The sequence below is a fragment of the Microcoleus sp. S36b_A4 genome (genome assembly GCF_036700645.1).
In the GTDB taxonomy this organism is placed as follows: Bacteria; Cyanobacteriota; Cyanobacteriia; order Cyanobacteriales; family Microcoleaceae; genus Microcoleus.
Window position 1 is genome coordinate 1 of sequence record NZ_JAUBPI010000070.1, and the last position, 18,426, is coordinate 18,426.

Here is an 18,426-nt window from a genome sequence, read left to right on the forward strand (position 1 = left end):
AGTAAAACCGGAGTCAAAATCCTCCAAAGGTTTACCCTACATACTCCGACGCCTTTTGTCAATGGGGGAACTTCAGTCCAATCTTGCACCAATGTCAGCAACAGGCAAGATGCCTGTTCCACAAATACTAAATGTTCTTGTGGAACAGGCATCTTGCCTGTTCTAAAGAAGGGTTCAAAAAATGAATACAAACTTAATTGCCAAGCATTTCTAACTCAATTCTTAATCCCCGTCGCCGCAATCCCCCGAATAAACTGCCGTTGACCGGCCAAAAATAGCAACACCACCGGCACTGTGCCAATTACCACCGCCGCCATCAACAACTGCCAACTGCTAGTAAACTGTTCCTGAAACTCAGCCAGAACCAACTGCACAGTCCGCAACTCCGGCCGCGTCGTAAACACCAGCGGCTTAAACAAATCGTTCCACTCCCCGATAAACGTAAACAAAAACAGCGTCACCAAAGCAGGGCGGGCCAAAGGTAACATCACCTGCCATAAAACCTGCCAGCGGTTAGCCCCATCCAGCATTGCCGCCTCCTCCAACTCCACGGGAACCGTCATAAAATACTGGCGCAGCAGAAAAATCCCAAAACCATTAGCAGCCGTCGGCAAAATCAGCGCCCCGTAAGTATTCAGCAGATGACCCCACTTCAAAACCAAGAAAATGGGAATCACCAAAAGCTGAAACGGAATTACCAGCGTTGCCAAAACCCCCAAAACTAGGGCCTGTCGCCCCCGAAACTTCAGCCTGGCCAAAGCATAACCGGCCAAAGCAGAAGTCACCACCTGAAAACCCGTCACTGCGATCGCCACTAGAGTAGAATTAAGGAATGCCAACAAAAAATTGCCCCGTCGCCAAGCCTCCTGATAGTTCGCAAAAGTCAGGCCGGTGGCCTTGACACCGACACCCGATGGTGATATTGAAACCAAGAATACAGCAGCCAGTGGCAGCAGCACCAGCGCAGCACCCGCCAGCAACAAAATAAAACTCAGCAGTTCCAGCGCTTGAGACCTGTCAAAGGATTTACCCATAAATTTGTGAATTAACCTAAAATAATAAGCCTGTGAGGTTCTCCAACCCGATCGCATCCCCGATTCCCATACAACAACATAATAGTCGTAGAAGGAAAGAAGGAGTACCTAGGGAGGAAGTTGTGATTAGGATATAATGTTATAGATAGAGTTGGTACTGTAAAACCCTGAAAGGTGGAGACATAGACCGTATTTCTATCATCTATTTCCGGGCAAAAGATCGACTAACGACTAATTCAAGTAATTAGTAAATAGATAGCATTCTAGCGATAGTCTTTCTGGAGTGTTCGACGGCAAAAGTCCGCCAAACACGCACGCTTGACGCCAGTTTTTCCCGGAACGTCAAAGAAAAGTTCTTTGTCGAAAGCATCCTCAGCTATAATCTGTGATTTAGATGGGGTGCGTTCAAAATAGGTAAAGTGTACTGTCACTGACCCCCCATTTTAAAGGGGTTTCCAAACATCCCGGAAGCTTATATAAGGAGACTACATATCTATGCCCCAGCTTGAGGCCAGCCCAACAATTGACTTTCAAACCGAAACTTACAAAGATGCTTACAGCCGCATCAACGCCATTGTGATTGAAGGCGAACAAGAAGCTCACGACAATTACCTGACACTGGCCGAACTGTTGGCTGACAAAAAAGCAGAGTTAGTTGGCTTGTCCAAGATGGAGAACCGCCACATGAAAGGCTTCCAAGCTTGTGGCCGGAATCTTAAAGTCACGCCGGACATGGCATTTGCCAAGCAGTTCTTTTCGGAATTGCACAAAAACTTCCAGACGGCCGCGGCCCAAGGTCAGATTGTAACTTGCTTGTTGATTCAATCGCTAATTATCGAGTGTTTTGCGATCGCAGCTTACAACATCTACATCCCCGTCGCCGATGACTTTGCTCGCAAAATCACCGAAGGCGTCGTCAAAGAAGAATACAGCCACCTCAACTTTGGGGAAGTCTGGCTGCAGGCTCACTTTGAGGAATCAAAAGCCGAACTCGAAGCTGCCAACCGCCAAAACCTGCCCATCATCTGGAGACTGCTAAACTCTGTTGCAGACGATGCCCGCGTTTTGGGAATGGAAAAAGACGCTTTAATTGAAGACTTTATGATTGCCTACGGGGAAGCCCTAGGTAACATAGGCTTTAACAACCGTGATATCATGCGGATGTCAGCACAAGGCCTCGCAGCCTAGTTAATTTGGAAATAAGGAATGGGAAAAAAATTAAAAATTAAAAATTAAAATTGGGATACCTCATTTTAAAATATAAATTTTTAATCTTCCCATCTTCCATCTTCCATCTTCCATCTTCTATCCTCCATTTTCAATCTTCCTTCATTTGACAACTTAATGTTTGGTCTAATCGGTCACTTAACCAGCTTAGAACACGCCCAATCAGTAGCTAACGAGCTGGGCTATCCAGAATATGCCGATCAAGGTCTCGATTTTTGGTGCAGCGCACCGCCCCAAATAGTTGATCAGATCACGGTAACAAGCATCACTGGACAAAAAATAGAAGGCCGCTATGTGGAGTCCTGTTTTCTGCCAGAAATGCTAGCCACTCGCCGGATTAAAGCAGCCACTCGCAAAATCCTTAATGCGATGGCACACGCTCAAAAAAACGGGATTAACATCACTGCTTTGGGCGGCTTTTCTTCGATCATTTTTGAGACTTTCAACTTGCAGCAAATTAAGCAAATTCGCAATCTCAAGTTGGAGTTTGAACGCTTCACCACCGGTAACACTCACACAGCTTACATCCTCTGTCGCCAAGTAGAAGAAGCAGCCCCTAAATTGGGGATTGAACTTTCAAAAGCCACGGTAGCCGTTTGTGGTGCTACTGGCGATATTGGCAGTGCTGTGTGTCGCTGGCTGAATGTTAAAACAAATGTAGCAGAATTGTTGCTCATTGCCCGCGACAAAGAACGATTACAAGATTTGCAATCGGAATTGGGGCGAGGCAAAATTATGGACTTGGAAGAAGCCCTCCCCCAAGCGGATATTGTAGTCTGGGTAGCCAGTATGCCCAAGGGAGTAGAAATTGACCCTAAGACATTGAAGCAACCATGTTTATTGATTGACGGTGGCTATCCGAAAAATCTGGCAACTCAGGTTCAGCATCCAGAAATTTACGTACTCAATGGCGGCATTGTGGAGCATTCCCTCGATATTGAGTGGAAAATTATGAAGATTGTCAATATGGATGTACCGGGCCGACAGTTGTTTGCCTGTTTTGCTGAATCAATGCTGCTGGAATTTGAAAAAATGTATACCAATTTTTCTTGGGGACGGAATCAAATTACAGTGGAGAAGATGGAACAAATCGGTCATATTTCTGTCAAGCACGGTTTCAGACCTTTATTAATGTCAGTTTGATGTGATTTGTTGTGGTTATTGGTTATTGAGGAAAGTTTTTCTGATAATAACCAGTAACTTTTTTTATACAGTTAATAGTGAATTTTTAACAGTTAACTATTAACATTAGATCCGATCGCACAACCCAAAAAAAAGTAGTTGGCAGTTCGGAACCAGCCGATGTGATTGGTGGCAATAGTTTGTCTTCAAGTCTTCTGATCTTTGAATTTTGGCGACAAAAGGTAATATAGACAGGGCTGTTACAGCTTCCGAATGGGTGAGTTCGATCGCGCTGGTGTCGCTTTTTGGACTGGGAACAGTTCAGCAGGGTTAGGCCTTTTGTGGCGGTGGGGAACCCAGGGCCGGGGGGAAAGAGGGGCGTAAAAATCAGCAGCAAGCAAAAATAGTGTAGCAAAAAACGAGGCTCCAGCCTCTGGTTTTCAACAAGCTTAGTAAGCCAAGCATAATTCAAAATTTAAAACTTCCAAATTTCCCCTCTTTTTCAGCATCCCCTGACAGGGTAGGATCTGGAAATAGTCGATCGACAAAACCTGACAAAACCTTATAGAAATTATCAGCGTGCCAAACCCAGACCGTAAACCCTTACTCTTAGATTTTGAAAAGCCCCTGGCCGAACTCGAAACCCGAATTCACCAGATTCGCGAACTCGCCGCAGAAAACAGCGTCGATGTCACCGACGAAATTCGCAAACTCGAAGCTCGCTCAGCCCAACTGCGACAAGAAATTTTCAGCAGCTTGTCCCCCATGCAGCGGCTGCAACTCGCCCGTCACCCGCGCCGCCCCAGCACCCTCGATTACATTCAGGCAATTAGCGACGAGTGGATCGAGCTTCACGGCGATCGGCGCGGCGGAGACGACCCGGCCCTCGTCGGCGGAATTGCCCGCATAGACGGGCGTCCCACAGTCATCATCGGCCATCAAAAAGGGCGCGACACTAAGGACAATATCGCCCGCAACTTCGGCATGGCGGCTCCCGGTGGCTATCGCAAAGCCCTGCGGTTGATGGAACACGCCGATCGCTTCGGAATGCCAATTTTCACCTTTATCGACACTCCGGGGGCTTGGGCGGGCTTAGAAGCAGAACAGCTCGGACAGGGAGAGGCGATCGCCTGTAACCTCCGAGAAATGTTTCGCCTCGACGTTCCCATTATTTGCACCGTCATCGGCGAAGGCGGTTCCGGCGGCGCATTGGGTATCGGTGTCGGCGAGCGGCTGTTGATGCTGGAACATTCCGTCTACACCGTCGCCACTCCCGAAGCTTGCGCGGCGATTCTCTGGAAAGACTCTGGCAAAGCTAACTTGGCCGCAGAAGCCCTGAAAATCACTTCCTGGGATTTGAAAAACCTCGGCGTTCTCGATCAAATAGTACCAGAGCCGATCGGCGGCGCTCACTCGAATCCCCTCAAAGCTGCGTCCATACTCAAACAAGCTTTGTTAGAAAACTTAGCAGAACTAACCCAGCTTACGGGTCAGCAGCGACGCGACCTCCGGTATCAAAAGTTTCGCCACATCGGTGTATTCACTGAAATTGCGGCTTGAGCCGATCAATTCAGAGTTATCGGTTATGAGTGAAAATCTCTTAACTTCCAACTCATAACTGATAACTCACCAGTCACTATTCTGCGAATCAGTCAGCAGTGTTATAATTTCTCAGGTGACACCGGCTTAACAGTTCTTAATGTTGATCTCATAATTAACTGTGATCACCCGCAGCAGACAGCTTTCTAATTTGGCGAAGAAGGCTGCAACGCTTGAGGGACTTGCCGAGCGAAAGTATTAGGACACTGAATGAACCATCCCACAACAAAGCAGGCTCTGATTACCGGAGCCAGCAGCGGTATTGGCAAAGCGACGGCTCTAGCGTTCGCCGCCGAGGGCATAAATCTGGCCTTAGTTAGCCGAGAGTCGGAAAACTTAGAAGCAGTTGCCGCAGCAGCCCGAGCAGTCGGAGTGAAAGCAGAAGCTTATCCCTTAGACTTGGCAAAAATTGAGCAAGTGCAAAGCAGCATCAGCGCGATCGCAGCTCAATTGGGTTCCGTAGATATCCTGGTCAACAGCGCTGGCATGGGCTACACCGGCTCTTTGACGGAAACGCCGCTAGCCGAGTGGCAGAGCGTTCTAGACCTCAATCTAACTAGCGTTTGGCAGTGCATTTTAGGAGTTTTGCCCTCCATGCGCGATCGCCGATCAGGAATCATCATCAACGTTTCCTCGATCGCCGGCACCCAAGCCTTCCCCAACTGGGGAGCCTACTGCGTTAGCAAATTCGGTCTCATGGCTTTGTCTAAAACCTTAGCAGCCGAAGAACGAGCTCACGGAATTCGCGTAACAGCAATCTGTCCGGGTTCTGTCAACACTCCCCTGTGGGACACAGACACCGTGGACGCCGACTTCGATCGCACCGCCATGTTAACCCCAGAAATCGTCGCCCAATCAATTCTGCACGCAGTTCAGTTGCCAGCAAGTGCAGTAATTGAAGAAATCACCCTCATGTCCAACGCAGGAGTTTTGTGAACTTGAGATTTTAGACTGCTGGATTTTTCTCGAATTCAACAATCTTTGAATCTCTAGCTATAGCGGTTCTCCGATAAATGAGGTATACAGAAACCCTGTAATGTCAAGCTTTCCAGGTCAAAATTCGTACCTCACATTTTTGAGAAAGGCTATATATCCCCCAATCGAAAATCTAAAATCGAAAATCGAAAATCGATTCACCCTCACACCAACTTGTTATGACAATTGCATCTTCCGCCGATTCCAATGGCTCGAACTCACTCTCGACTGACAGCATGAAACTGTTACAAACCGCAGAGAACAACTCCCCGCGCATCCCCACTCGACCCGATCGCAATTCCTCGCACGGTCAAGAATCCCACATACCCGTACCCTCAGAAGTAGGCCAAGAAGAAATGATGGCCGCCGTTCGGACAATTCTGCTGGGAGTAGGAGAAGATCCTGAACGGGAAGGATTGCTCAAAACCCCGAAGCGGGTAGCAGAAGCAATGCGGTTTCTCACCAGCGGCTACAGTCAATCCCTCGAAGAACTTCTTAACGGCGCTATCTTTGACGAAGGTCACAACGAAATGGTACTGGTGCGAGACATCAGCGTATTCAGTATGTGCGAACACCATATGCTGCCGTTTATGGGCCGAGTTCACATCGCTTACATTCCCAACCAAAAAGTAGTGGGACTGAGCAAATTAGCCCGAATTGCCGAGATGTACAGCCGCCGATTGCAGGTGCAAGAACGTTTGACGCGCCAAATTGCCGAAGCCGTTGAGACAATATTGGAACCGCAGGGAGTAGCTGTAGTAATGGAAGCCAGCCATATGTGCATGACGATGCGGGGTGTGCAAAAACCCGGTTCTTGGACAGTTACGAGTGCCATGTTGGGCGTGTTTCAAGAAGAACAGAAAACTCGCGAAGAATTCCTGAATTTGATCCGCCACCAACCGGCTTTCTTTTAGTCATTAGTCATTAGTCATTAGTCATTAGTCATTAGTCATTAGTCATTAGTCAATCACTTTTTGGGTGGTGGCTAGCAATTAAGCAATTTGGTCACTAGCCCCCAGATTCATCCGCAGTCGCAATCTAAAATCTAAAATCTAAAATCAGATGACGATCGACTGATAAACCCATAAAATAGACGGGTGACTCATGACTTGTGACTAAATGAATCCTATTAAATTCGGTACAGATGGCTGGCGCGGTATCATTGCTGACGATTTTACATTCGATCGCGTAGCGTTAGTCGCTCCCCTAGCGGCACAAGTTCTCGCACAAACTGGTGGTAGCGATGGCAGCAGCGGTACTGTAATTGTCGGTTACGACCGCCGATTTCTGGCTGAAGAATTTGCCCAAACAGCGGCTATTGCAATCCAAAACGCAGGATTTGACGTGCTACTTAGCGAATCCTACGCCCCCACTCCAGCTTTCAGTTTAGCTGCCCAACAATTAAATGCTTTGGGTGCGATCGTCCTGACAGCCAGCCACAATCCCGGCGCATATTTAGGGTTAAAAGTCAAGGGCGGATTTGGCGGTTCAGTTTCCCCCGAAGTTACTCAACAGATAGAAGCCAAACTCGAAAATCCGGCGGCACTTTCAGCAACTCCCGGCAAATTGGAGAATTTCAATCCTTGGCCCGCTTACTGCAAAACCTTGCGGGAAATGGTAGATATTGATGCGATTAAAGAAGCGATCGCCAGCGGCAAAATTACAGTATTTGTAGATGTAATGCACGGTGCCGCCGCCGGAGGATTAGCTCAAATTTTAGAAGAAACGGTACATGAAGTCAACAGCGATCGAGATCCGCTGTTTGGCGGCGGTGCACCAGAACCTTTGCCGCGCTACCTGTCGCAGTTATTTCGGGTGATGCGTACTCACCAGCGAAAAAGTTCTGGTTTGTCAATCGGATTTGTATTTGACGGAGATAGCGATCGAATTGCAGCCGTTGACTCTAGCGGCAACTTTCTCAGTTCACAAATCCTAGTTCCCATATTAATCGAACATTTAGCAAAGCGGCGCGGCTTGACCGGGGAAGTCATCAAAACAGTCAGCGGTTCAGACATAATTCCCAAAATTGCCAAGCTGTACAACTTGCCATTATTTGAAACGCCGATCGGTTACAAGTATATAGCCGATCGAATGTTAACCACCCAAGTCTTAGTCGGCGGCGAAGAATCGGGAGGAATTGGCTACGGTACACACATCCCCGAACGAGATGCTTTACTGTCAGCGCTGTACTTATTAGAAGCAGTTGTCAAATCCGGGGAAGACTTAAGCGAAATTTACAGCCGACTGCAACAAGAAACAAGCTTTACTTCAGCTTATGACAGAATCGACTTGCACTTAGCAAACATGGAAGAAAGGTCGCGTTTGCTGTCCCTGCTGCAAAATCAACCCTTAACAGAAATCGCCGGCAAAGCAGTTGTAGATTGCAACAAAGTTGACGGATATAAATTCCGTTTAGCCGACGGAAGTTGGCTGTTAATTCGCTTTAGCGGAACCGAACCTGTGTTGCGGCTGTATTCAGAAGCCGCGACATTGAAAGAAGTTATGCAAAACTTAAACTGGGCGAAAGCTTGGGCGCATAATTAATCGAAGTTTTCAGCCGCAGATAAACGCAGACAAATGCGGATAAATTGATATCAAATCTCTATTTCTCTGTGTCCTCTGCGCCCTCTGCGGTAAAAAAAATATTCTTCATAAATAAAATCGTATTGCCGTAGCAATCCTCCCATCAATTGTGAACTCTTTCTCTTCTCTTATCTTCTCTTACTTCGCGTCCTAGCGCTTACGCGCGGCTTCGCCTAACGCACCTTCGCGGTTCGTAAAAAAAGTCTTACTCCCCAATGAAACACTATTGCTATATCAGATAAATTTTAGGATAAAAGCAAATGGCATACAGCGATTTAAGCCTTGCGAGAGTCAAAAAAGATTTTGGATTAACTTTAGATGAAAGTCGCAATTTGTTTGCCGAGACAAAACCAGTTTCACCCTCAGAAATTTTAACAACAATCCTGATTTATTATGTACTGCTAGCCACTTTTATTTCCACAGGAAAAGCTCGCTCATGATTTTTAATTGCCCCGATATTAGCAGAAGTTCGGCGATTGTCAAACAAACGAGTTTCTCTTTTTTCCGGTAAGGATTTTACTGTCGATCCAGAAAAAGGTTTGCAAGGATTTTGCGATTATATTATTAGCGGTTCTTCAGAACAATTGTTCATCAGTGCTCCGGTTATAACAATTTTTGAGGCAAAAAAGGAAGATATCATTGAGGGTTTGGGTCAATGCGTAGCGGCAATGGTAGCGGCACAATGTTTCAATCAAGACCAAGACACTGAGGTCGATCGCATTTACGGTTCAGTGACGACTGGCACTAACTGGAAGTTCTTAATTTTGGAGGAAACTATTGTTTATATCGATCCGATTGAATACTATATTCAAGATGTTGATAAGATTTTGGGAATTTTGTTGCAACCATTTTCCCAATATGTTTGTTAATATGAAGCCGTAAGTTTTAAGAGAAATAATGACTGATCGCAAATTGCTAGTTGTAGCTACTGGAAATCCGGGTAAACTCAAGGAAATGCAAGTTTATCTTCAGGATTTGGGATGGGAATTGGAACTCAAACCGGAAGAGTTGGAAATCGAGGAAACAGGCGAAACTTTTATTGCTAATGCTTGCTTGAAGGCCTCTGAAGTGGCAAAAGCAACGGGCAAATGGTCGATCGCCGATGATTCTGGTTTAATGGTAGATGCACTCGACGGTCAACCGGGCATTTACTCCGCACGGTACGGGAAAACCGATGCTGATAGGATATCTCGACTTCTCAAAGAATTGGGAAACGAACAAAACCGGGAAGCACAATTTGTTTGCGCGATCGCGATCGCCCGTCCCGACGGTACAATTGCCTTGCAAGTAGAAGGAATTTGCCGTGGCGAAATCCTCCACACTCCTCGCGGTACGGGAGGTTTCGGATATGACCCCATTTTCTACGTACCCGCACAGCAACAGACTTTTGCAGAAATGACACCCGATATCAAGCGATCGCACTCTCACCGCGGTCGAGCCTTTCATGCTCTCATACCACAAGTAGCCAACATTGTCAACCCATAATGAAGAAAAAAGCCAAAATATGGGGTAACTGTGGCATTGGATATTGACACTTAGGTATCACAACTAAACAGGAAAGAGGTTTTTCGTTGGCAATGATTAGTTGCCGATGACCCATTACCTGTTTCGCCTGTTTGGCCAATGCCCAATGCCCCAGTATCTTAGATTGCCTCCAAGTTCTTTTCCCCAGTCCGAATCCGAATAATTTGTTCTACAGGGGAGATGAAAATCTTGCCGTCGCCAATCTCGCCCGTGCGGGAAGCCGCGATAATTTTATCAACCACCATGTCAACCTGATCGTTTTCCACAACAATCTCCACCTTGAGCTTTTGCAAGAACTCAACGGTGTACTCAGAACCGCGATAGCGTTCTGTCATGCCCTTCTGACGGCCAAAACCTCTAACTTCAGAAACAGTCATCCCCACAATACCAGCATTGACGAGTGCGATTTTCACTTCGTCTAGTTTAAAGGGGCGAATAATAGCTTCAACCTTTTTCAAGTTTCTCACTCCTAACAGTTAGTACCTTCGTTATATTACTTAATCGGCGTGACATCTTTTAATATCACTGCCAGCAGCAAGTATTTTGTCAAGTATATTACCGTATCTTGTACTCGCGATGAAATGCACGCCAACCTTTAACAATATTCTCGAATTTTCCAGGGGCGCGGGCTCTCGGCTCCGGCCGATCGCGGTAGAGTTAAGAAAGACAGCAGCAGGCGTCCCCCGCCGATCTGCTAAAACAGAAAAAGAACGCAGGAGACAGGAGTTTTCCGAGTTTCCGCTTTGCTATGTCAGATTTGCACATATTGCTGAAAACTATAATTGCCAGAGGCGGTCAGTTAAACTATTCCTATGCACCCAGCCAGCCCTCCCCCTGACCGCAGCGGGCTTGATGCCCTACTGAGAAATCGCCCCTTCCTCGCCTTGTGGACGGGCCAGTTATTAGCCCAAGTGGCGGATAAAATTTTTTATGTATTGCTGATTATTCTGCTGAAAACCGGCGACTACCGACCCTGGCCAGTTTCTTGGCAACATTCGGAAAATTCAATGCTGTCAGCAGTGATGATCGCCTACACCGTGCCGGCGATCGTCTTTGGTTCCGTAGCCGGTATCGTGGTAGACCGCTTTTCCAAAAAGCAAATGCTGATCGCCTGCAACGTGATTCGAGCCGGGTTGATTATAGCTTTGCCGTTTTTGCCCAAAGCTTTTGTGGTTTTGCTGACGATGACGTTTTTGATCTCTACCGTAACGCAATTTTTTGCTCCGGCAGAGCAGGCGGCAATCCCCCTGGCCGTGGGGCGAGAGGGACTGATGTCAGCAAATGCGCTGTTCGCCTCGTCCACAATGGGCGGGATTATTGTCGGGATGACGATCGGCGAACCGCTGTTTAGTTGGGTCAAACACAGCTTCGGGGCAGCTTCTCAAGAGTTTTTGCTGGGCGGGTTGTACCTGATATCGGCAGGTTTGATCTATGCCATGCGGATCAAAGAAAGTCATGCCGGCAGCAGTGGCAAAAACGTCCATCCTTGGCAAGATCTCAAAGAAGGTTTGCGCTATTTGAAACACAATCACCTTGTCAGCAACGCGATGGTGCAGTTGACGATTTTGTATTCGGTGTTTGCAGCGCTTCAGGTGCTGGCGATCGCACTTTCAGGCAAAATAGGTCTCAAAGAAACTCAATTTGGCTTTTTGCTCGCTGCTGCGGGAATTGGAATGGTCTTCGGTGCCGCCTTTTTGGGACACTGGGGTCATCGAATGCACCACAAACCTCTGCCTTTAATCGGTTTCTTGATGATGGGTTTTGTATTAGCAATGTTTGCCTTTACTCGACAGTTATGGGTGGGATTCGGATTGAGCGCTTTGTTCGGTTTTGGTGCTTCCTTAATTAACGGCCCGATGCAAGCTCTGATTCAAGAAAAAACTCCAGAATCTATGCGGGGCAAAGTCTTTGGATTTGAGAACAATGCGATTAATATTGCTCTGAGCCTGCCTTTAGCGATTACTGGCCCTCTGACGGATGCTGTCAGCAAAGCAGTCGGCTCGGATGACGTCGGCTTGCGGATCGTGTTGCTGAGTTTGGGCTTTTTGGTTTCGGTGATGGGAATGGCAGCTTGGAAACATACTCGCAAAGTCTTGCAGGATGTTCTGTAAACTTTGCAAAGAAGGAAGTTCGGCAACGGATTGTGTAACGGATGTAACGGATGTCAGGAATAAGGAATAAAGAATAAGGAAGAAGGAAGAAGGAAGATAGAAGAGGGGAGGGGTGTCAACTTAACGTCAAATGTAGTACCGATCTACTGTTTGACGATGATTGTCCAGATCCCCTGAGAGTTGGGGGGAACCGGAGCATTCTCTTTAGTTTCCCTTCCTAACGGGAATGGGAGGGGGAGCGATACTCGCGTCTAAACAAGATTTATCAACGGTTTTAGGCTAGTGTTGACACCTATGGTAAGAGGGAAGATGGCTTTCTTTTCGCGATCGATCGATAACATAGCAACCGCCCTGATGATTAGGACGTTCTTAATTGCTGAAACGATGGTTTTTCTTGTCGAAGGCCGCAGAACGAATGCTATACAAGCGTCATATAGCGGTACACCGGCATAGAAGCCGCGATTTCCTCTGTTTCTTTTCTTCCTCTGGTGTTCCACAATGTCTCGATCGGGCGAACCCTCTGCGATCACGAAATCTTTTGTAAAATCTCACCACTTAAATTTTCCTAGTTTCATTAATTGAGATTAAAGTAGTATAAAAGCTTTCATTAAAAATCATAATTAGTTTAAGGAAGGAAATACTGTGCAACTAAAAACTAAAGTGACCATCAAGCGTGCAACTGGTGGATTTGCTCTGATTGACAGCTTGATCCGCCACGGCGTCAAGCATATTTTTGGTTATCCCGGCGGTGCAATTCTGCCGCTTTACGACGAACTCTACCGCGCCGAAGAAACTGGCGCTATCAAACATATTCTGGTGCGCCACGAACAAGGCGCTGCTCACGCGGCTGACGGATACGCCCGCGCTACTGGCAAAGTTGGGGTTTGTTTTGCTACTTCTGGCCCTGGTGCAACTAATTTAGTGACGGGGATTGCGACAGCCCACATGGATTCGATCCCGATGGTAATTATTACTGGTCAGGTGCCCCGTGCGGCGATCGGCACTGATGCGTTTCAGGAAACAGATATTTACGGGATTACCCTGCCAATTGTCAAGCATTCCTATGTAGTGCGCGACCCCAGAGATATGGCGCGAATTGTGGCAGAAGCTTTCCACATCGCGAGTACAGGGCGGCCGGGGCCTGTTTTGGTTGATGTACCCAAGGATGTGGGTTTGGAAGAATTTGACTATCTGCCCGTGGAACCCGGAGCAGTGAGAATTCCGGGCTACCGGCCGACGGTGAAGGGAAATCCTCGGCAAATTAATCAAGCAATTCATTTGCTGAAGGAAGCAAAGCGTCCTTTGCTTTATGTGGGCGGCGGGGCGATCGCGGCGGGGGCCCACGAGGAAATTAAGGAACTCGCCGAACTTTTCCAATTGCCGGTGACGACAACGCTGATGGGCAAAGGTTCCTTTGATGAAAACCATCCTTTGTCGGTGAAAATGCTAGGGATGCACGGCACTGCTTACGCTAATTTTGCCGTTACCGAGTGCGATTTGCTGATTGCTGTAGGGGCGAGGTTTGACGATCGCGTGACGGGCAAATTAGACGAGTTTGCCGCGCGCGCTAAGGTGATTCACATCGATATCGACCCGGCGGAAGTAGGCAAAAATCGCGGCCCTGACGTGCCGATTGTCGGAGATGTCCGCCAAGTTTTGCTCGATTTGCTGCGCCGCTGTCGGGAAACTGGAGTTTCGGGGAAGACCGGACAGACTGCGGAATGGCTGCAGAGGATCGATCACTGGAAACAGGACTATCCGTTAGTTGTGCCTCATTACCCAGATATTTTGGCTCCGCAAGAGGTGATTTCGGAATTGGCTACTCAAGCGCCAGATGCTTACTACACAACAGATGTCGGTCAACATCAAATGTGGTCGGCTCAATTCTTGAACAACGGGCCGCGCCGCTGGATTTCCAGCGCTGGTTTGGGAACGATGGGTTTCGGGGTGCCGGCGGCGATGGGCGCGAAAATGGCGCTACCCGATGAGCAAGTCATTTGTATTGCTGGCGATGCTAGCGTGCAAATGAATATTCAAGAGCTGGGAACATTAGCACAATACGGCATTAATGTCAAGATTGTGATTGTAAATAACGGCTGGCAAGGCATGGTGCGGCAGTGGCAGCAGGCGTTCTACGGCGAGCGTTATTCGTCGTCGAATATGACTGTGGGGATGCCGGATTTTGTGATGCTGGCTGAAGCTTACGGCGTGAGAGGGATGCTGGTTTCGCAACCGGAGGAACTCAAAGATGCGATCGCCCAAATGCTCGCTCACGACGGCCCAGTGCTGATGAACGTGAAGGTGACGAGGGACGAAAACTGCTATCCGATGGTAGTTCCAGGTAAGAGCAATGCTCAAATGGTTGGTTTGCCCGATCGTAGCAAGTTGCACTCTGCGGAGTTGGTTTATTGTCCCAGTTGCGGCGCGAAGAATGTTTCGACGAATAACTTTTGTCCTGAGTGCGGGACAAAAGTTTAACGAGTTTTGAGTGGGGACTTAGGCAGTGCCTATTAGTCTCAACTTAAGGTCAAACGTAGTCATAGACTGCTGTTTATCGTCGAGGCCAGATCCCCCCTAGCCCCCCTTAATAAGGGGGGGACAAGAGTCCGATCAAAGTCAACCCCTACTCCCCTTCTTAAGGGGGATTTAGGGGGATCTGGCCTCGGATAAAAGCGAGAGATATCAAAGGTTTCAGACTTAAGTTGACACGATGAAAGGCAATGCGATGTCTTTACCAGGCTCTGCTTTTTCACATTTAAAACCATGTCCGCTGGCATCGCATCGAGAGCTTTAATGTGTAATCTCTAAGCATATTTTATGAGCCAGTGTCTAAACCCTGATTGCCTATTCCAAAACCCGTCTGGCTATACAAAATTTTGTCAAAAATGTGGGAATAAACTGCTATTGGGCGATCGCTACGGAGCCCAAAAAATTATTGGACAAGGGGGATTTGGGCGCACTTTTCTAGCTATTGACGAGTATAAACCATCTAAACCTCCCTGCGTTATTAAACAATTTTACCCCCAATTTCAAGGCATTTCTAGTATCCAGAAAGCTGCTGAGTTATTTGAGCTTGAAGCAGTACGCCTAGAACAGTTGGGTAAACATTCTCAAATTCCCGACTTATTAGCATATTTTAGTCAAGATGGACGGCAGTATTTAGTCCAAGAATTCATCGACGGTGAAAATTTAGCCGAAGCACTAGAATCTAAGGGATATTTTAGCGAAACGCAGATTCGCGACTTGCTTAATAATTTACTACCTGCCTTCGAGTTCATTCACTCTCGCCAAGTAATTCACCGGGATATCAAACCAGAAAATATTATTCTCAGACAAGATGGGCAAATGGTTTTAGTTGACTTTGGAGCCGCGAAATATGCGACACAAACGGCTCTAGGGCTAACGGGAACGAGAATCGGGACGGCGGGATATATGGCACCAGAACAAGCCAACGGTAAACCGATTCCTGCTAGTGATATTTATAGTCTGGGTGTGACTTGTCTGTGTCTGTTAACTCAGATTGAGCCGATTGATTTATTCGATGATAGCGAGTTTGAGTGGGTGTGGCGAGAACACTTAAAAGCATCTGTCAGTTCGGAACTGGGTCAGGTTTTAGATAAAATGATACAACCTGCTATTAAAAAACGTTATCAATCTGCTACTGAAGTTTTGCAGGCTCTTGGTAGTCAATCACCTCAATTATCAGCTCAAACACCTCCACCAGCAACGCCACCAGACTCGCTTAAATCAGCGCAGGGTGTTGACTATACTCGTCTGCGGGATTTATTAGCAGCAGGAAAGTGGAAAGAGGCGGATCAGGAAACAATAAAGGTAATGCTGAAAGTAGCTAGACGGGAGAAGGAAGATTATTTTGATACGGGCTCAATTGATAATTTTCCTTGCGATGATTTACGCACCATCGACCAGTTGTGGGTAAAATATAGTCAGGGTCGCTTTGGTTTTAGCGTCCAGAAAAAAATTTGGTTGGAAGTGGGCGGCAAAGTTGATTGGGATACTGAAAAGAACCTAGGCGATCGCGTCGGTTGGCGAAAGAGGAGAAAGGGGAGGAAAGATTGGTTGGAGTACAATGATTTAACCTTTAATCTGCAAGCACCAGAGGGCCACCTACCGTGGGTTCGTTGTTGCGTGCAAGTGGGGTTTGGGTTGGTGGGCTGGTGGGGTTTGGTTCTCTTCTCTCGCATCGAGAGCTGTAAGCTGTAATCTATAGTGATTTCAGCCCTTTGTTAAGCATTTTTTTAAGGATATTTTTCAACGAAGTTATCGGCTTTTGGTCATTTCATTACCTGTGACGCTTTGATATCACTCTTCAAACAACAGACTTGCGAAATTCGGGTCATAGCAATTGGCTAACACAAACTGTTTAGGGTTCAGAAACCGGGTTTTTTACCAAATATTTGGTTGTAGTCAGAAGATTCGGTAAAAACCCGGTTTCTTTGGTCAGTGCGTAAATCCTAATCTACTCTAAATTCGAGATAAACTAATGCGTTATGCCATTGTGATTGAAAAAACACCCAATAATTATTCAGCATATCCACCAGATTTACGCGGATGTGCAGCCACAGGCGCTACCCTTGCGGAAGTACAGCAGCAAATTAAAGAAGCAATCGAATTTCACTTAGAAGGATTGCGAGAAGAAGGTTTACCGATTCCCGAACCAACTACGATCTGTGACTATGTAGAAGCACGGTAGTATGGCAAAATATTTCATAAATTAAGCACAAATAGAAGCTGATTTAGGCGCAAAACAAGCAGCGCAATAAATCCGAGGACTAAAGTGCCCACTACCAACATTTTTTATTACTGGTAATTGACCCGATATAATATCAGAAATAAGTATGAAAATCAAATAAACTTTGTGGTTTACTGAAAATAGGAAAATTCGCGGTAGTGGCAAATGAATCTTTATTTGGGAATAGATTTCGGCACGACTGGCGCCCGATCGACTGTCATAGACTCCCAAGGTACAATACATTCTGAGACAGAATATACTTTTGCTAACAACGGGCAACAACAGCCTGAATTGCCCTCCGTGTGGCAAAATGCCCTGTGGGATTCGATCGAGCAAATTCCCCCAGCAATCCGCAATCAGGTAAGGGCGATCGCCATTGACGGTACATCCTCCACTGTCATGCTGTGCAATACCGACGGTATACCAGTATGCGAGCCGATTTTATACAATGATGCGCGCGGTGCAGCGGTGACAGAGAGATTGCGGGCGATCGCGCCGGATAACCACACAGTATTGAGCGCTACATCGAGTCTGGCCAAACTCCTGTGGTTGCAGGAGGGCGGGCACGGGGGCACCGCCCCTACGGTTTTCCTGCATCAAGCTGACTGGCTGGGATTTCTGCTGCACGGAAAAGTTGGAATTAGCGACTATCACAATGCTTTGAAACTCGGTTTCGATGTTGCTACTTTGTGCTATCCGAATTGGCTGATAGAGGGAATTGCGGGCGCTGCAACTCCTGAATTGCCGCAAGTTGTCGCACCGGGCACGCCTGTGGGGGAAGTGAGAGCTCAAGTGGGCGATCGCTTCGGTTTTCCCCGCGATTGTATAATTTGTGCTGGCACAACCGATAGCATTGCAGCATTTTTAGCAAGCGGTGTCAATTTACCAGGGGAAGCAGTAACTTCTCTCGGTTCTACACTAGCAGTCAAACTGTTAAGTCATACCCGCGTAGATGATTCTAGATACGGGATTTACAGTCACAAATTAGGCGATTTGTGGTTAGTTGGAGGTGCTTCTAATACCGGAGGTGCGGTGCTGCGACACTTTTTTACTGATGTTGAGTTGGATAACTATAGCACACAAATTGATCCAGCACAAGAGAGTTTGCTGGATTATTACCCATTGTTGAAAAAGGGCGATCGCTTTCCGATTAATGACCCGAATTTGCCACCCCGACTCGAACCGCGTCCAACTGATTCAGTGGAATTTCTGCACGGTTTGCTAGAAAGCATAGCGCGGATTGAAGCGCGGGGATATCAATTATTGCAAGAATTGGGTGCAACTCCTTTGACAAAAGTTTATACTGCTGGCGGCGGGGCTAAAAATGCGGTTTGGAGTGCGATTAGAAAGCGTTATTTAAAAGTGTCTGTATTAACGCCGATTCATACTGCGGCTGCTTATGGGGCGGCGTTATTAGCAATGCGAAGTTTAACTGATTAGAGTTATTGCATAAATCTTGGATGGATAGGGAAACCGCAGATGTGTGCAGATTAACGCAGAT

General features: G+C 47.0%; 17 protein-coding genes. 14 read left to right on the forward strand and 3 right to left on the reverse strand.

Annotated features, from left to right (window positions below):
* Window positions 1-215: 215 nt before the first annotated feature.
* Complete coding sequence (locus QUA03_RS20285) at window positions 216-1,034, reverse strand: carbohydrate ABC transporter permease (protein WP_333204076.1); 819 nt, start codon at window positions 1,032-1,034, stop codon at window positions 216-218.
* Between the two features lie 263 nt (window positions 1,035-1,297).
* Window positions 1,298-1,465: a hypothetical protein gene (locus QUA03_RS20290; RefSeq protein WP_333214383.1), complete on the reverse strand. Its 168-nt coding sequence runs from the start codon at window positions 1,463-1,465 to the stop codon at window positions 1,298-1,300.
* A 64-nt stretch (window positions 1,466-1,529) separates the two neighbouring features.
* On the opposite strand from QUA03_RS20290, the gene QUA03_RS20295 reads away from it, so the two are divergent.
* The 9 genes from QUA03_RS20295 to rdgB all read left to right on the forward strand — a co-directional run bounded on the left by QUA03_RS20295 (window position 1,530) and on the right by rdgB (window position 10,025).
* The gene (locus tag QUA03_RS20295; protein WP_333073769.1) at window positions 1,530-2,222 is read left to right on the forward strand and encodes an aldehyde oxygenase (deformylating); all 693 of its coding nucleotides are present in this window, start codon (window positions 1,530-1,532) and stop codon (window positions 2,220-2,222) included.
* A 156-nt stretch (window positions 2,223-2,378) separates the two neighbouring features.
* Complete coding sequence (locus tag QUA03_RS20300; RefSeq protein ID WP_333080458.1) at window positions 2,379-3,404, forward strand: long-chain acyl-[acyl-carrier-protein] reductase; 1,026 nt, start codon at window positions 2,379-2,381, stop codon at window positions 3,402-3,404.
* Between the two features lie 558 nt (window positions 3,405-3,962).
* Window positions 3,963-4,943 (forward strand): acetyl-CoA carboxylase carboxyl transferase subunit alpha, encoded by a 981-nt coding sequence (accA, locus tag QUA03_RS20305; RefSeq protein ID WP_333080460.1) that lies wholly within the window; start codon window positions 3,963-3,965, stop codon window positions 4,941-4,943.
* A gap of 249 nt (window positions 4,944-5,192) precedes the next feature.
* A complete protein-coding gene (locus QUA03_RS20310) occupies window positions 5,193-5,918 on the forward strand; it encodes an SDR family oxidoreductase (RefSeq protein WP_333214385.1) in 726 nt (241 codons plus the stop codon).
* Between the two features lie 218 nt (window positions 5,919-6,136).
* Window positions 6,137-6,871 (forward strand): GTP cyclohydrolase I FolE, encoded by a 735-nt coding sequence (folE, locus tag QUA03_RS20315; RefSeq protein WP_333214387.1) that lies wholly within the window; start codon window positions 6,137-6,139, stop codon window positions 6,869-6,871.
* A gap of 205 nt (window positions 6,872-7,076) precedes the next feature.
* Window positions 7,077-8,501, forward strand: a complete 1,425-nt coding sequence (locus QUA03_RS20320; protein ID WP_333214389.1) for a phosphoglucomutase/phosphomannomutase family protein — start codon at window positions 7,077-7,079, stop codon at window positions 8,499-8,501.
* A gap of 299 nt (window positions 8,502-8,800) precedes the next feature.
* Complete coding sequence (locus tag QUA03_RS20325) at window positions 8,801-8,980, forward strand: hypothetical protein (RefSeq protein ID WP_333214391.1); 180 nt, start codon at window positions 8,801-8,803, stop codon at window positions 8,978-8,980.
* A gap of 36 nt (window positions 8,981-9,016) precedes the next feature.
* Complete coding sequence (locus tag QUA03_RS20330) at window positions 9,017-9,409, forward strand: hypothetical protein (protein WP_333214393.1); 393 nt, start codon at window positions 9,017-9,019, stop codon at window positions 9,407-9,409.
* Between the two features lie 28 nt (window positions 9,410-9,437).
* Window positions 9,438-10,025: an RdgB/HAM1 family non-canonical purine NTP pyrophosphatase gene (rdgB, locus tag QUA03_RS20335; RefSeq protein WP_333214395.1), complete on the forward strand. Its 588-nt coding sequence runs from the start codon at window positions 9,438-9,440 to the stop codon at window positions 10,023-10,025.
* A 158-nt stretch (window positions 10,026-10,183) separates the two neighbouring features.
* Here rdgB and QUA03_RS20340 read toward each other — a convergent pair whose 3' ends face one another.
* A complete protein-coding gene (locus QUA03_RS20340) occupies window positions 10,184-10,522 on the reverse strand; it encodes a P-II family nitrogen regulator (protein ID WP_006633346.1) in 339 nt (112 codons plus the stop codon).
* Between the two features lie 354 nt (window positions 10,523-10,876).
* On the opposite strand from QUA03_RS20340, the gene QUA03_RS20345 reads away from it, so the two are divergent.
* The 5 genes from QUA03_RS20345 to QUA03_RS20365 all read left to right on the forward strand — a co-directional run bounded on the left by QUA03_RS20345 (window position 10,877) and on the right by QUA03_RS20365 (window position 18,365).
* Window positions 10,877-12,175, forward strand: a complete 1,299-nt coding sequence (locus tag QUA03_RS20345; protein ID WP_333214397.1) for an MFS transporter — start codon at window positions 10,877-10,879, stop codon at window positions 12,173-12,175.
* A gap of 642 nt (window positions 12,176-12,817) precedes the next feature.
* On the forward strand, window positions 12,818-14,653 hold the full coding sequence (ilvB, locus tag QUA03_RS20350) for a biosynthetic-type acetolactate synthase large subunit (RefSeq protein WP_333214399.1): 1,836 nt from the start codon (window positions 12,818-12,820) through the stop codon (window positions 14,651-14,653).
* Window positions 14,654-14,992: 339 nt separating this feature from the next.
* Complete coding sequence (locus tag QUA03_RS20355) at window positions 14,993-16,396, forward strand: serine/threonine-protein kinase (protein WP_333214401.1); 1,404 nt, start codon at window positions 14,993-14,995, stop codon at window positions 16,394-16,396.
* Between the two features lie 280 nt (window positions 16,397-16,676).
* A complete protein-coding gene (locus QUA03_RS20360) occupies window positions 16,677-16,886 on the forward strand; it encodes a type II toxin-antitoxin system HicB family antitoxin (protein ID WP_333214403.1) in 210 nt (69 codons plus the stop codon).
* Window positions 16,887-17,090: 204 nt separating this feature from the next.
* Window positions 17,091-18,365, forward strand: coding sequence for an FGGY-family carbohydrate kinase (locus QUA03_RS20365; protein WP_333214405.1), 1,275 nt, complete (start codon window positions 17,091-17,093; stop codon window positions 18,363-18,365).
* Window positions 18,366-18,426: the final 61 nt, after the last annotated feature.

Bases quoted from the DNA above. Each gene is read 5' to 3' on its own strand.
- QUA03_RS20320 (WP_333214389.1), top strand. From the start codon at position 7,077: ATGAATCCTATTAAATTCGGTACAGATGGCTGGCGCGGTATCATTGCT.
- QUA03_RS20285 (WP_333204076.1), bottom strand. From the start codon at position 1,034: ATGGGTAAATCCTTTGACAGGTCTCAAGCGCTGGAACTGCTGAGTTTT.
- QUA03_RS20325 (WP_333214391.1), top strand. From the start codon at position 8,801: ATGGCATACAGCGATTTAAGCCTTGCGAGAGTCAAAAAAGATTTTGGA.
- QUA03_RS20310 (WP_333214385.1), top strand. From the start codon at position 5,193: ATGAACCATCCCACAACAAAGCAGGCTCTGATTACCGGAGCCAGCAGC.
- rdgB (WP_333214395.1), top strand. From the start codon at position 9,438: ATGACTGATCGCAAATTGCTAGTTGTAGCTACTGGAAATCCGGGTAAA.
- QUA03_RS20295 (WP_333073769.1), top strand. From the start codon at position 1,530: ATGCCCCAGCTTGAGGCCAGCCCAACAATTGACTTTCAAACCGAAACT.
- QUA03_RS20360 (WP_333214403.1), top strand. From the start codon at position 16,677: ATGCGTTATGCCATTGTGATTGAAAAAACACCCAATAATTATTCAGCA.
- QUA03_RS20355 (WP_333214401.1), top strand. From the start codon at position 14,993: ATGAGCCAGTGTCTAAACCCTGATTGCCTATTCCAAAACCCGTCTGGC.
- folE (WP_333214387.1), top strand. From the start codon at position 6,137: ATGACAATTGCATCTTCCGCCGATTCCAATGGCTCGAACTCACTCTCG.
- QUA03_RS20365 (WP_333214405.1), top strand. From the start codon at position 17,091: ATGAATCTTTATTTGGGAATAGATTTCGGCACGACTGGCGCCCGATCG.
- QUA03_RS20300 (WP_333080458.1), top strand. From the start codon at position 2,379: ATGTTTGGTCTAATCGGTCACTTAACCAGCTTAGAACACGCCCAATCA.
- QUA03_RS20345 (WP_333214397.1), top strand. From the start codon at position 10,877: ATGCACCCAGCCAGCCCTCCCCCTGACCGCAGCGGGCTTGATGCCCTA.